We start from the raw sequence: 13,437 nt of genomic DNA, 5'->3' as shown, positions 1-13,437 counted from the left end.
CTTGGCGGTGGGATCGATCATTTTCTTGCGCTCGGCAACAGCCCCGCCTTGCAGAGCGCGCCGGACAAAAAATCATTTTCCAGCGTCAGCTCTCCGATCTTCGCGTGCAGGGTCTTCACATCGATGGTCGGCTCCGCCTCGGCCTTCGGGGCTTCCCCGAACACCCCGGTTGCCCCCTCAAGCCGCTGATCGCGCCACTGCTTGATCTGGTTCGGATGGACGTCGAACTCCTGCGCCAGCTCGATCATGGTCTTCTCGCCCTTGATCGCGGCCACCGCCACTTTCGCCTTGAATGCCGGGCTGTGGTTCCGGCGCGGTCGTCTTGCCATGGTCTTCTCCTCGCTCGCAGCATCATGCCGCTGTTGCACGGAAAATCCACTTATCCCGGCTGTTCAGATTTCCGCAGCCACCTCTTTGCTACAGCCTCCTCAAATCCTTGATCAATGCGAACAGGTGTAGTGGGTCGGTCGGCGACTCTACGAAGTCGAAGCGCTGATAAAAACTGCGGGCTTTGTCGTCCTTGGCATGTACGGCCAATGCCCGAATGCCGGCAATGTCGGCAGCTTGCAAGGTGCGTAGCACGGCGTCGCGCAGAAGCCCTGCCCCAACACCTTTTCCCTGCCAATCATCACTCTCACCTAACCGGGCGAGCAGCATGATCGGCACTGGATGCCGAGCGATCCCTTTGGTCAGCCGTTCGGGGGCATCGTCATAGCGAACCTCACCAACAACCAAGGTGTAGAAGCCAATGACGTCGTCATCGGCCAGCCCCACATAGGTCTGGGAGGCATTGGCTTGTTGGTTGGATAGGGCAAAGCGAATGAGGAACCGATTCAGCGGCTCTTCTCCGCAATCGAATGAATCAACAGCATGGCGGCGGTTGAGCTTTTCAACGCGAAAGTGCGTCACGCCGGCTCGCTACCGGAAAATATGCCAGGCTCGTTGAGCAGCTTTCGCATCCGTGGCATGTTTCTGACCGGCGCATCGAGCGCCGCTGCAAAAGCATCCCACTGCTCAGGAGAGAGCTGGAAAACGCGCCGGTCGGCCAGCGCTTCCTCGGCTCGGCCAAGGGCGCTATCAAGTACAAAGTCGCTCAAAGAGCGGCGTTCCGCGTTGGCCGCCGCCGCCAGTGTGCGTTTGGCCTCCGGCGTGAGCCGCAGGTCGAGCTTTTCAGTACGGGTGGTGCGTGTCGTCATTTTCTACCTCACGACTCCACTATACCATCTTTTGCCAGACAATGTCATGACCTATTTGACAGCTGTCGATTGTAGCTATTGCGCATGCGCAGGTCTCCGCACACCCACGGACCAATTGAGCCAAGGCAGCGTGCAAGAGCATTTTTTATTGTTGCAACAGGTGAATAGCTCCATCACCTTGGACAGATGACAATGAAGGACATAGATTTTCGGCGGATTCGCGCCCATGGCGGCAGCCGTGACAGAGGCTTCGAGGAGTTGGTCTGCCAGCTTGCTTCACTGGAGCCACGGGAAGAAGAAGCCGTATTCTATCGTAAAGGTATCGGCGCCGACGGCGGTGTCGAATGCTTTGCCCGCCACGCTGATGGTTCAGAGACCGGCTGGCAGGCAAAGTACTTTTTTGAGTTCGGCGCCCCCCAGGTTGGTCAGCTCAACAAGTCGATTGAACAAGCACTCGACAAACATACCAAGTTGCAAAAATTCATTGTCGGGCTGCCCTTTGACCTAAGGGACGCTCGTATCGGAGAAAAGCAAACTGAGCTGGAACGTTGGGAACGCTGGAAAAAGCGTTGGGAAGAGGTCGCAACAAAGAACGGCCGATCACTGGAGATTGCGCTGTGGTCTGCAAGCGATTTAACGGAAAGACTTGGGCGTGACGCCCCCTTGTATCGAGGACGCGCCGCCTTCTGGTTTGATGAGGTAGTTCTCACACCGGAGTGGTTCAGAAGCAAGTTTGAGATCGCGCGTGCGGGACTGGGTGCCCGATATACACCAGCGACCAACATCGAGTTGCCAATACGGCGCACCATTCAATATTTTTGCCGGTGTCCGGCCCTATTTTCTGAAGTTGATGCGTGGTCTCTCCAGGTGAGCGAGAGGGGCTACCGCGCTGTAGAACAACTGAGAAGACACAGTGCTGCCGATACTTTAAAGGAGCGAGCTGAGAAGCTTGCAGATGCGCTGCAAGCCCTTGTCCATCAGCTGAATCACACATCGGCCGATCCGGGTTTCGCGTTTCCAACGTCTTTGCTGGAAACATCCATCGCTGCTGTGCACGGGGCGTGCAGCGCATGCAACCGCGCCCTATGGAGCCTGCCAACCGAAGAGGGCAAAAAGCGCGACGACCGCTACGGCGAGTATACGTTGTCCCAGCTTAGCGGCTTGCTCTACGACATGGACGAGGCTTTGCAGAGCGACCGATGGCGCATTGTTAACAGCCGGCGTCTTCTCGTGTCCGGAGATGCCGGTGTTGGAAAATCACATTTGTTCGGCGACGCAGCCGAGTATCAGATCGAACAGGGATGGCCTGCTTTGCTGCTGCTTGGCGGCTCTTTTGTTGACGGCGATCCGTGGTCTCAGATTCTAGCGGCGCTGGGGCTCCAGAATAGAACCAGCGACGAATTTCTCGGCGCATTGGATGCGGCCGGTCAGGCATCTGGAACAAGGGCAGTAATTTTCATTGACGCGATTAATGAAAGGCACGGCATTGATCTCTGGCCTGCGCGACTGGCCGCGTTTTTGAAGGCCATAGAGCCGTACCCGCATATTGGCGTCGCTCTGTCCTGCCGGACGGCCTATTTGCCCTACATTGCTCCCAGCGATGCACATTTGGCCGATCTCTCGCGTATTGAGCATGCGGGCTTTGCCGGTAACCCCGAAGCGGCGAATGCCTATCTTGATCGCCGTGGAATTGTGCGCATGGCTGCGCCCAATCTGATCCCTGAGTTTTACAACCCCTTGTTCCTGAAAACCTGCTGCGATCTTCTCGACAAGCGAGGAAGTAAGGAATTGCCACGCGGCTTGACCGGCGTGACGTCGATTTTCGAGTTCTATAGTGACGCCGTCGCGCAGATTATCGAAACGCGGCTTAAGCTCGATCGGCGTAGACAGATTGTGTCGAAAGCGCTTCAGAAACTGGCCAGCGCGTTCGAGGACGGATATCGCGGCTATGCTGATCTCGACACGGTGACGTTCTTACTCGACGAATTGCTGCCATCCGATGGAACAGTCGAACGAAGTTTGCTGGCGCAGTTGGAAAGCGAGGGCGTCATCGCTGTCGAACCGGTAACGGATGACGACGGCCGGCTATCTGAAATCGTGCGCTTCACCTTTGAACGCTACAGTGATCATCGCATCGCAACGCTGCTGCTCAACGACCATCTGGTCGAAACTGATCCTGCCAAATCTTTTGAGCCGGGTTCGAAACTTGCAGAATTCATTCTAGGCAGAGACGCCTATGAGCGTGCCGGCGTGATTGAGGCCCTGGCTATACAAATTCCGGAACGATGCGGACAAGAACTCCCTGATTTAGTGCCATCGGACAAAAACCACCACCGCTGGTTTGTGCACGAGGCGTTTCGGGCAAGCGTGCTATGGCGCCGGCAGGAGTGTTTCACCAGGCGCACACTCGATCTGCTAAAGGAAACCTCAGAACTCACTGGTGAAGATGAAGTCACCCGTGTGCTCATCGCCGTTGCAACGGAGCCAGCCAATAAATTCAACGCCCTATTTCTCCATGAGCGGCTTGCTGCAATGGAGATGCCGGAACGCGACGCATTCTGGTCGATGCGAATATTGGACGAAGGCGAAACGGACAGCAGTCCCATAGAGACCCTAACTTCGTGGTGTCTGCAAAACGGCTTTGTTGCTATTGAGCAGGAACGTGCCCGCCTTGCCGCTACTATGTTGAGCTGGCTGTTTACCACCAGTCACCGGGCAGTGAGGGACCGTGCGACCAAGGCGTTATCGGCGCTGCTTGCCCCCAGATTATCGATCGGCACCGAGCTGGTCGAACGGTTTGCGTCCGTCAATGATCTGTATGTTCTGGATAGAGTGCTGGCGGCCATATATGGCGCGGCCCTGCAAGGGCTTGACGATAAAGCCCTGGGGGATTTGGCAGGAACGGTCAATCGACATATCTTTGAAGGTGGCGAGCCGCCCGTCCATGTGCTGATCCGCGACCATGCTCGTGGTATTATCGAACTGGCGGATCATCGGGGTGTTCTATCATCCCACATAGACCTGAGACTTGTCCGGCCGCCGTATCGCAGCACCTGGCCTCTCGAAACAGTCACGGCCGACGTCATCGAGTCCTACAAGCAGGACTATGGATGCGGCCGCTATAGCGATTCTATAACCAGTTCCACTGTCCACGACGGCGATTTTGCGCGCTACGTCATCGACAGCGTCGTGGATGGCTGGACGACATTGGGGATCGAGTGGGCGGGTTCGACCCGCAGAGAAATATTCGAGAAATGGCGAACGATGTTTCTCAAGGCACATCCTCGTTCCTCGAAAAGGATCGAAGATGTAATCGGCGCCGCGAACAAGCTCAAGGCTGCTGAAAAGCGCGAAGGCCCTTTGCACATCATCCGTATCCAGCTGGTGAGCTCCCGCGCGGACGCGCGTAAGGCCAGGAAAAGGGATGAACGGCCCGCGCATATCAAGGAACTGAGCAAAGGGCTGGATGCAGCAGAACGCCGTTTGAAGCGCTTGATGTCACGTTCCGAGCGCGAGGACTATCTTCTGCTGGGGCAGCCGCATATTCATGCCGATCTCTCCTCGCGAAGCGGTCATCGTTGGCCTCCCCGGCCTGATCGAATGGCAATGAGGCGTTGGGTGTGCAAACGGGCGCATGACCTCGGCTGGACGCCGGAACGCTTTGGCGATCAGGAACGCAATCTTCGTTCGAGCGGTCGGATGGAGCATCGCGTTGAGCGGATCGGCAAAAAATACCAATGGATTGCCTTGCACCAACTATATGCCCATCTTGCCGACCACCTTTCCTACAAGGACACGTTCGATGACAACCTTGGCGTCTATGATGGTCCTTGGGGAACAAGAGGACGCGACATCGATCCCTCTCTGCTAATGGAAAGGTCGGGGGACGATGGCTGGCGAAGCTGGGATCCGACATGGTGGATGCCCGCTAAAGTGCAGCTGCGGCATGTTCCTCCCAAGACTCGCCTTGCGTGGCTCGACAGCGACGATGACTTTGTAAATGGCGATCACCTCATCCAGGTTAAGGACCCTAAGACAAGGCGGCAATGGCTGGTGCTGAGCGAGTTTGCGGCCTGGCGTCAGTATGGCGTGAGCGAGGGCGACAAATATATTGAGCGCGGGACGTGGTTCGCGCTGGATTGCTTTCTAACAAAAGCTGGTGATACGGAGGCTCTTATAGCGGAGCTTTCCGGGCGCTCGCTGAATGGCCGAGAAATACCCGAAAGCGAATTTCCCTGGCGCGCTTATCTAGGCGAGTTTCCGTGGCATCCTGCCATCGCAGACAAGGATCCATGGGTTCAACCCGACCAATGGAACAAGCTTCCGGCACCGGTTCAGGTCTCCGTGACGGGGTACCGTGCTGAGCGCGGCGGTTACGATCTTTCGATTGCGGAAACCTTGGGTTTCAAGGTGCCCGGTTCCGGCTTGTGCTCGGGAATGGGACTCCAACTGTCGAGCGGTCGCCAACTGACCTACACCGATAGCAACGGGAAGGTGCTATTTTTTGACCCGTCAACCCGCGAACCGGGACCAAGCGCAGCACTGGTAGACAGGGACACCTTCATCGCATTTCTGGAACGCGAGGGCTTGGCAGCGATCTGGACGCTTCGCGGCGAGAAAGATGTTCATGGGGGGCCATCGCACAGGGGCGGATATGGCGGCGCGCGGCACGTATCATCCGTATACTGGCTAAGCCAGGGGCGGTTCGAGAAAAGAGACTTTTTCGAACGGAACGATCCCTCGAAGGAGCAGCTTGAAAAGCTTTTGGCGGGAGCGTGAGGAGATCAAGGCCGGCCTTCGGCCGGCGCCGGGGACGCAACGGGGGCGTAGCGCCCCCTTGCCAAACCGGTTTTGTCATACAAAACACTCGGTAATCCCCCCATTTCTAATGGGATGCATTCGTAGAATTTACGCGGCCATTCTCAGTTTCTGGGCGGGGGTTATCCCGCCGATACCCATGTTCGGTCGGTCGTTATTGTAAGTCCACAGCCATTGCGTGGCGCGATCCTGTGCCTCCTCGATGGTTTCGATGATGTGTTGGTCGAGCCATTCATGCCTGACGGTGCGATTGTATCGCTCGATGTAGGCGTTTTGCTGCGGCTGGCTGTATCGACCCAGCGGAATCTGCACAGGTCAAGCCGCTAATGCGAATGCCTCGGCGGGAGTTTTCATGTCCAGCGCCTGATGCGGGCGGCGGTGATTGTAGAAGGCGATCCAGTCGCTGATGGCGCGGGTCGCGTGTTGCAGGCTGTCGAAGCGCTGGCGGTGGACGCACTGCTCCTTCAGCGTCCGGATCACGCGCTCGACCATGCCGTTTTGCTGGGGGCAGTGGGGGGGTGATGAACTCCTGCTTCAGGCCATAGCTGCGGACGAGGGCCGTGTACGTGCGGCTGGTAAAGACCAGCCCGTTGTCGGACCTCAGCAGGAACTCGGTGGTCACCTGGCCGAGGGTTCCGAACCGGTTGATCAGCGCGTGTTCCACCGCGCTCGCGGCGGTGGAGGCCTTGCCGGAGCGCGACATGTGCCAGCCCAGAAACTCGCGCGTATGGCAATCGATCACCAAGGCGAGCGTGGCCCAGACCCGGCACATGTCGGTCGACCAGCGCTCGTTGGGAGCTGTCGCCACCGAGGGCACCGCCTCGATCCTGGGTCGCATCCCGATCGGGCGCTTGCGCACCTGCCAGCCCTTGATCTGGAAGACCCGTTGGACCGTGTTCTTGTTGAAACCCAGAAGCCAGGCCACGGTGCGGTAGCCGAAGGAAGGCTCTTTTTCGATCATGGCCTTGATCGGCTCGGCGAAGCGCGGATCCACCTTCGGCGCGGCCTTGGTCGGCTTGTAGTACACAGTCCGACGCGGCACGCCGAACCACGCGCAGAGCTTGGTCAGCGGCACCGTGATCCCGTCCGCCAGAAGGCCCTGCTGGATGCTCTGGATCATTTGTCGTCCGCCGCATCCAGCAGGGCTTGGAGCTTTTTTCTCGCCCGCAGCTCCAGCATCGCCTCGCCATAGGCTTCCTGAAGATCCTTCAGCTGCTTTTCGTATTGCTCGCGGATGTCGAGCGGGTTGGCGCGGAGCGCATTCTCCATCCCCCGCTTGGCATCCTCGACCCATCCCTCGATCTCGGAGGGTGACAGATCATAGGACCGGCTGGCCTCGGCCACCGTCGTCTTGCCTTGGATGATCTCAACAACCAGCGCCGTCTTGCGCTTCGCAGTCCACCGTTTGATCGCGTCGTCCATCGTCACACTCATTGCTACCTTACTCCTTGTAGCATGAGCAGATTTTCACTGGGTCGATACATGGCCGGGCTGGATGTGCTGGATCGTGATCCCCCGCTTCTCGGCCCATTCCATCAGCTTGCCGCTGATGTATTCGGGGCCATTGTCGACCCTGATCGTGCCGGGCTTGCCGCGCCATTCGATAATCCGATCAAGGCTTCGAATGACCCGTTCGGCGGGCAGCGAGAAGTCGACCTCGATCCCCAAGCCTTCCCGATTGAAGTCGTCCAGCACGTTCAACAGCCGAAGCGCACGGCCGTCCCCGAGGCGATCTGCCATGAAGTCCATGGACCAGGTCATGTTGGGGGCCTCGGGCACAGCAAGCACATCAGGTTTGTCCCGCTTCAGCCGCTTGCGGGGCTTGATCCGCAGGTTCAGTTCCAAGGCGCAATAGATCCGATAGACGCGTTTGTGGTTCCACGGATGGCCCTTCACGTTGCGCAGATGCAGAAAGCACAGCCCAAACCCCAGGTCTTGCGGGCGTCGGTCAGACCCACCAGAAGGTCGGCGATCTCTTCGTTCTCATCCTTCAGCTTCGGGCTGTAGCGATAGCAGGTCTCGCCGACGCCAAAGGCTCGGCATGCCAGCGCAATGCTGACCTTGTGACGCGCCACCGCTTTCTCGGCCATCTCGCGGCGTTGAGATGGCCGCGTCATTTTTTTCCCAGAGCCTCCTTCAGCAGATCGGCCTGCATGCTCAAGTCCGCATACATCCGCTTCAGCCGCCGGCTCTCTTCCTCGATCGCCTTCATCTGGCTGATCAGCGAGGCATCCATCCCACCATACTTCGCGCGCCATTTGTAAAACGACGCCGAACTCATGCCATGCGCCCGGCACAGCTCGGCCACCGGCATCCCGCCTTCAGCCTGCCGCAGGATCGCAAGGATCTGCGTCTCAGTGTATCTGCTTGTCTTCATTCAGAATCTCCTCGTTCATCTTGCCGAGAAAACTCTACTTATGCAGCCCCTTAATTTCGGGGAGGATTACCAGCCCACCGGTCCCAAGGATGCCAAGTCCACCGTGCTGTCGATTGAGGAGGAGGCGATCATCATCGCCTTCCGGCGCCATACTCAGTTGCCACTCGACGATTGCCTCTACACCCTGCAGCCGACGATCCCGCACCTGACGCGCTCGTCGTTGCATCGCTGTCTGCAGCGGCACGGCATTTCAAAGCTGCCCGATGTGGCTGGGGACAAGCCGGACAAGAAGAAGTTCAAAACCTACCCGATTGGCTACTTCCATATCGACATTGCCGAGGTGCTGACCGCCGAGGGCAAGCTCTACCTTTACGTTGCCATTGATCGCACGAGCAAATTTGCCTTCGTCCAGGTCGTCAGGAAGACTGGTCGAACGTCGGCTTCTGCCTTCCTGGTGGCCTTGATTGCAGCGGTGCCATACCGGATCCACACCGTTCTTACCGACAACGGCATTCAGTTCACCTTTCCGCCCCGCTACGCCGACGAGCCGACTGCGCGCTACATGACCCATATGTTCGACATGCGTTGCCGCGAGAACGGCTTCGAGCACCGACTGACCAAGATCAAGCATCCCTGGACCAACGGCCAGGTCGAACGGATGAACCGCACCATCAAGGAAGCCACCGTCAAACGCTTCCACTATGACGACCACGCTCAGTTCGAAGCCCATCTCGCGGACTTCATCAACGCCTACAATTTTGGGCGGCGACTGAAGACCCTGAAGGGCCTAACACCCTATGTGTACATCTGCAAAATCTGGAAAGCCGAACCAGATCGGTTCACTCTCAATCCTATCCACCAAATGCCGGGACTAAACAGCGCCTATCAGGTGGCTTCTACGCTCCGCGTAAGAACAACGTCAGCGACGATTTTCCGCGGCGTGGCTACGTTGAGTGCGATGATTGCGGAACACCACTGACGGCCTGCTGGTCGAAAGGGTCACACAAGAAGCACCCCTATTACCTTTGTCCAAAGCGTGGATGCGCCTCCTACGGCAAATCCATTCGCCGTGCGAAGATCGAAGGCGAGTTCGAAGTCGTCCTTCAATCGCTCACGCCCAGTGAGCCGATGATGAAGGTCGCACAAATGATGTTTCACGATTTGTGGAATCATCGCCTCACACAGGGCCGCGCACAGGCCAAGGCCGCCACCGCACAGATCGATAAACTTCAAAAGCAAATTGATGGCCTGCTCGACCGCATCGCGGATATGAGCGTCGTCAGCGCAATGAGCGCGATGGAGAAACGCATCGAAAAGCTGGAGCGAGAAAAGCTCGCCTTGCAGGAGCGAGCATCGGAAATTGCCCGGTCCGAAGACCAGCTACAGCAAAACACTTAGAACAGCTCTTTCATTCCCCGCAAACCCTTGGAATCTCTGGGCTTCAGGCGAGCTTGATCATCGTAAGACGGTCCTCAAACTCGCCTTTACGCAGCGTCTGCGATACCAGCGCGAAAGAGGATTTAGAACGGCAAGTATGGCCTTACCGTTCAAGATGTTAGCGGAAACTTCTGGTGATAAAAAAGAAATGGCGCGCCCGAAGAGATTCGAACTCCTGACCCCCAGATTCGTAGTCTGGTGCTCTATCCAGCTGAGCTACGGGCGCGCTGTGCCTTGCGGCATGTCCGGGCTGTGGATCCAGCGCCGGGTTGCGTCAAACATCTGATGGACTGTCTGTCCTGGTCGATGCTTTCGGCAACAGGCCGTCGGCGCCTCGGTGCGAGGCGCTTCCGAACGAGGCCGTACCTACTCAAACCTGAGCCACTTGGCAAGCGGGCAATTGAAACTTTTTTTGACAGCGCGGAAATCCGCCGCTTTCCGCTTGTGCACAAGCGTGGAAAACCTCACCCGGCAAAGCTCCACGGCACGGGCTTTCGGCGTGCCGTAATCGAGTCTTTGAACATCTGGCCGGCGGGAGCGGGAACGCTGCCGACAAATCAATGCCGACAAACAGGCGCGCCAGGGCGGCGTGGTCACAGTGCCCTGTCGGGCCAGTCAATGCGGAAGGTCGCCCCGACGCCGGCCTCCTCCAGCCGCACGGAGCCGCCATGTGCCCGCGCCAGTTCCGAGGCAATGGCAAGCCCCAGTCCGGTGCCGCCGCTGCGGGCGGCGCTCTGGAAGGCCCGGAAGAGGTTTGCGCGAACCGCCGGCGGGATGCCCGGCCCGGTGTCGGCAACATGGATGACCACACCGCGATCGATCCGCTCCGCGCTCACCTTAATACGGCAGACCAGCGCCTCATCGGTGTTGGCTTCCAGCGCCTGCATGGCATTGCGGACCAGATTGAGCAGCACGCGAAAGATCTGCTCCGGGTCGGCGTCAATCTCCAGCGCCGGATCGATGGCAATCTCGTAGGCGATCATCGGATGCTCAGCCAGGGACAAGAGTTCGCCCACATCAGCGGCAACACGCGCCAATCGCACCAGCCGCCGGCTGGGCGTTGCCTCCTGCGCCTTGCCATAGGCCATCACGGCCTGGGTGTAGGTGACCGCGCGGTCGAGTGTCGACAGGATCTTCGGCGCCAGGCGGCGCACCGTCGGATCAGGCACATTCTCAAGTCGCTCGATGAACAGCTGCGCCGAGGCCAGCAAATTGCGCAGGTCGTGGTTGATTTTCGACACCGCAAGGCCGAGGTCGGCGAGGCGCTGCTTCTGGTGCAGCGTGCGGGCCAGTGTGTCCTGCATTTCGGCAAAGCGGCGCTCTGCATCGCCGATCTCATCCCCGCGCAGGCTGTCCTGCAGCAGCTGCCCGCTCGCCTCCGGGTTTTCGGCGAACACCTGCATGGCCCGCGTCAGCCGCTGCAATGGCCGCACGAACAGCGCCCGCAGGGCAACATAGACCAGTGCAGCGGTGAGGCCCGAGATGAACAGCGACAGCGCCAGGATGCGGCCTGAAAAGCCGAGCATGTCCTGGCGCAGCAGTTCGATCGGCAACACGATGTCAACCTGCTCGATGCCGCGCCCGCCGCTCATCGGCCCCTTGCCGATCACCCGCATCAGCCCCTCGCCGGAGCCCAGCAGGATGGCGAAACTGTCCGCGATCGCCCGCATCGGGGTTTCGTCGCGCATGTCGATCACCATGCCGATGTCCTGCGGCAGGCTGCTCATGGCGATGAGACTGCGCCGTTCCCCTTCGACCAGCGCAATGGCGAGCGCACCGGTCGTGCGTAGCAACTCTTCCTGCAGGCGCGGAGCAATGGTGTTGGTCTCGCTCAGCACCGAGGCGGCAACGCCCGCCGTCGTCAACCGGTCGGTCAGCCAGGTGTTGCGGTAATTGGCAACCGACGGCACATAGATGAAGACCTCCGCCAGCATGACGAAGACGATGGTCAGGAGCAGCAGCTTTCCGGACAGGCCGCTGATGCGACGCTGTGCTGCCGCCATGCCCTTGGCCGCATGTCCTGTTGCCTGTGCCGGCCGGGACGGCTCTGCCGTCTGGTCTTCGGACTGCTGGTCCATCAGTCCGGCTCCCTGTCGGTACGCTGACTTCGCATGGCCGCCCCCTAGCCGAAGACCCGGAGCAACCGTATCACGGCCCTGACAAGGCCGCGCTTTGGCAGATCGGCATAATAGGTCACGGCGGCGCGGCGGATGATCTCGCCGTAGGTCGGATACGGCGCAATAAAGCCAGCCAGCTGTTTCATCGTCAGCCCCTGCGACACGGCCAGCGACAACAGGTTGGCAAGTTCGCCGGCATTGGCGCCGACCAGTGACGCTCCGACCAGCCGGCCTCCGGGACCTGCCATCAACTTGACCTTGCCATTCGTCTTGCGGTCGGCCTGGGCGCGGTCATTGCCGGCATAGTCCACCCGCACGGTCTTCAGCCGGGTGCCATAGCGCTTGCGCGCCTCGCGCTCCAGAAGACCGACCTGGGCGATTTCGGGCTGGGTGTAGGTGACCCAGGGAATGATCTCGCGGTTCTCCTTCGCCGGCAGCCGGAACAGCGCCGAGCGCAGCACGAGGCCGGCGTGATAGCCCGCGACATGGGTAAACTGCAGTCCGCCGATGACATCGCCAATGGCATAGATGCGGCGGTTGGAGGTGCGCAGCCCCTCGTCCACCTTGATGCCGCGCGCGCTGAACTCCACCCCGGCCTGCTCCAGTCCAAGCCCGGCAAGGCTGGGGGCCCGTCCGGTGGCGATGAGCAGATGCGATCCCTCGACATGGCCGAGGCGCCCGACGCCATCGGAGCGGCCGTCCTGCTCGGGCCATTCCACGGCCAGGCTGATGCCGGAGGCGGTGGCTTCGGCCCGCACCACATGGGTCCGTTCCAGAACCTCAACCCCTTCGGCCTTCAGCGCCTCGATGACCAGCGGCACATGTTCCGCATCATCCCGGCCAAGCGCGTGTCCGGCCTCCAGCACGGTGACCCGTGCCCCCAGCCGGCGATGCGCCTGCGCCATTTCCAGACCGATCGGCCCGCCGCCGAGCACCAGCAGATGTTCCGGACAGGTCTGCAGATCGAAGATGGTCTCATTGGTGAAATAAGGCACGGCCTCAAGACCGGGGACCGGCGGAATGAAGGCATGAGAACCGGTGGCAATGACAAAGCGGCGGGCCCGGATCGTGGTGTCCCCCACCACGAGCGTGTCTTTCGCCGTAAATGTCCCGCTGCCCTTCAGCACCGTGACGCCCAGCCCCTCGAAGCGCTCGACGGAATCATGCGGGGCAATCGCATCGATCACGGACCGGACATGCGCCTTGACCGCAGCGAAATCCACCACGGGCTCCACCAGGGCGATGCCGAGGGCCTCCCCTGAACGCCGGCTGGCGGCCAGGGCAGCTGCCGCCAGCAGCGACTTGGACGGCACGCAGCCCGTGTTGAGGCAGTCGCCGCCCATCAGGCCCTTCTCGACCAGCACGACAGGCACCCCGAAGGCTGCCGCCCCGGCGGCCACCGACAGGCCGGCCGACCCGCCCCCGATTACACAGATATCCGGCGTCAACTGGCGCGACATTGCCCCTCCTCGGTTGTTCAGTCCCCGTGCAG

Annotated in this window: 8 protein-coding genes, 1 tRNA gene and 5 pseudogenes; 4 read left to right on the top strand and 10 right to left on the bottom strand. The window is 59.8% G+C overall.

Annotated elements, in window-relative coordinates; genetic code table 11:
- From ACTIFE_RS04700 to ACTIFE_RS04690, 3 genes and pseudogenes are all read right to left on the bottom strand, one after another.
- Positions 1–329, bottom strand: a pseudogene (locus ACTIFE_RS04700) (transposase); the annotation flags it as partial.
- An 88-nt stretch (positions 330–417) separates the two neighbouring features.
- The gene (locus ACTIFE_RS04695) at positions 418–909 is read right to left on the bottom strand and encodes a GNAT family N-acetyltransferase (protein WP_439528002.1); all 492 of its coding nucleotides are present in this window, start codon (positions 907–909) and stop codon (positions 418–420) included.
- Positions 906–1,196 carry a DUF1778 domain-containing protein gene (locus ACTIFE_RS04690; RefSeq protein WP_439528001.1) on the bottom strand — a complete coding sequence of 97 codons (291 nt, stop codon included), beginning with the start codon at positions 1,194–1,196 and terminating at the stop codon, positions 906–908. Before ACTIFE_RS04690 ends, ACTIFE_RS04695 begins: the two co-directional genes overlap by 4 nt.
- Positions 1,197–1,388: 192 nt before the next feature.
- On the opposite strand from ACTIFE_RS04690, the gene ACTIFE_RS04685 reads away from it, so the two are divergent.
- Complete coding sequence (locus ACTIFE_RS04685) at positions 1,389–5,975, top strand: hypothetical protein (protein WP_439528000.1); 4,587 nt, start codon at positions 1,389–1,391, stop codon at positions 5,973–5,975.
- 129 nt (positions 5,976–6,104) lie between these two features.
- Here ACTIFE_RS04685 and ACTIFE_RS04680 read toward each other — a convergent pair.
- The 4 genes and pseudogenes from ACTIFE_RS04680 to ACTIFE_RS04665 form a co-directional block, all read right to left on the bottom strand.
- Positions 6,105–6,299, bottom strand: a pseudogene (locus ACTIFE_RS04680) (integrase core domain-containing protein); the annotation flags it as partial.
- Positions 6,247–6,852 (bottom strand): DDE-type integrase/transposase/recombinase, encoded by a 606-nt coding sequence (locus ACTIFE_RS04675; RefSeq protein WP_439528009.1) that lies wholly within the window; start codon positions 6,850–6,852, stop codon positions 6,247–6,249. The gene ACTIFE_RS04675 and the pseudogene ACTIFE_RS04680, both read right to left, overlap by 53 nt.
- A 278-nt stretch (positions 6,853–7,130) precedes the next feature.
- Complete coding sequence (locus tag ACTIFE_RS04670) at positions 7,131–7,436, bottom strand: transposase (protein WP_439527999.1); 306 nt, start codon at positions 7,434–7,436, stop codon at positions 7,131–7,133.
- A 63-nt stretch (positions 7,437–7,499) separates the two neighbouring features.
- Positions 7,500–8,391: pseudogene (locus ACTIFE_RS04665) on the bottom strand (IS3 family transposase); the annotation flags it as partial.
- 76 nt (positions 8,392–8,467) lie between these two features.
- On the opposite strand from ACTIFE_RS04665, the pseudogene ACTIFE_RS04660 reads away from it, so the two are divergent.
- The 3 genes and pseudogenes from ACTIFE_RS04660 to ACTIFE_RS04650 form a co-directional block, all read left to right on the top strand.
- Positions 8,468–9,370, top strand: a pseudogene (locus tag ACTIFE_RS04660) (IS481 family transposase); the annotation flags it as partial.
- Positions 9,367–9,426 (top strand): annotated as a pseudogene (locus tag ACTIFE_RS04655) (hypothetical protein); the annotation flags it as partial. The pseudogenes ACTIFE_RS04660 and ACTIFE_RS04655, both read left to right, overlap by 4 nt.
- 93 nt (positions 9,427–9,519) lie before the next feature.
- Positions 9,520–9,789, top strand: a complete 270-nt coding sequence (locus tag ACTIFE_RS04650; RefSeq protein WP_439527998.1) for a hypothetical protein — start codon at positions 9,520–9,522, stop codon at positions 9,787–9,789.
- 188 nt (positions 9,790–9,977) lie between these two features.
- Here the strand turns inward: ACTIFE_RS04650 and ACTIFE_RS04645 are convergent.
- The 3 genes from ACTIFE_RS04645 to ACTIFE_RS04635 form a co-directional block, all read right to left on the bottom strand.
- Positions 9,978–10,054, bottom strand: a tRNA-Arg gene (locus ACTIFE_RS04645).
- 367 nt (positions 10,055–10,421) lie between these two features.
- Entirely contained in the window at positions 10,422–11,906 is a 1,485-nt protein-coding gene (locus ACTIFE_RS04640; protein ID WP_439527997.1) for a sensor histidine kinase, read from the bottom strand.
- 44 nt (positions 11,907–11,950) lie between these two features.
- Positions 11,951–13,405: a dihydrolipoyl dehydrogenase family protein gene (locus ACTIFE_RS04635; protein WP_439527996.1), complete on the bottom strand. Its 1,455-nt coding sequence runs from the start codon at positions 13,403–13,405 to the stop codon at positions 11,951–11,953.
- Positions 13,406–13,437: the final 32 nt, after the last annotated feature.

The sequence above is a fragment of the Pannonibacter sp. genome (genome assembly GCF_051860505.1).
Lineage (GTDB): Bacteria > Pseudomonadota > Alphaproteobacteria > Rhizobiales > Stappiaceae > Pannonibacter.
Note: the sequence above shows the minus strand (reverse complement) of the source record. Positions and strands in the feature narration are given on the sequence as shown.

What these genes read in the sequence shown, in the direction of transcription:
- ACTIFE_RS04650 (WP_439527998.1), top strand. Translation starts at nt 9,520, where the DNA reads ATGATGAAGGTCGCACAAATGATGTTTCACGATTTGTGGAATCATCGC.
- ACTIFE_RS04635 (WP_439527996.1), bottom strand. Translation starts at nt 13,405, where the DNA reads ATGTCGCGCCAGTTGACGCCGGATATCTGTGTAATCGGGGGCGGGTCG.
- ACTIFE_RS04685 (WP_439528000.1), top strand. Translation starts at nt 1,389, where the DNA reads ATGAAGGACATAGATTTTCGGCGGATTCGCGCCCATGGCGGCAGCCGT.
- ACTIFE_RS04690 (WP_439528001.1), bottom strand. Translation starts at nt 1,196, where the DNA reads ATGACGACACGCACCACCCGTACTGAAAAGCTCGACCTGCGGCTCACG.
- ACTIFE_RS04640 (WP_439527997.1), bottom strand. Translation starts at nt 11,906, where the DNA reads ATGGACCAGCAGTCCGAAGACCAGACGGCAGAGCCGTCCCGGCCGGCA.
- ACTIFE_RS04675 (WP_439528009.1), bottom strand. Translation starts at nt 6,852, where the DNA reads ATGCGACCCAGGATCGAGGCGGTGCCCTCGGTGGCGACAGCTCCCAAC.
- ACTIFE_RS04670 (WP_439527999.1), bottom strand. Translation starts at nt 7,436, where the DNA reads ATGGACGACGCGATCAAACGGTGGACTGCGAAGCGCAAGACGGCGCTG.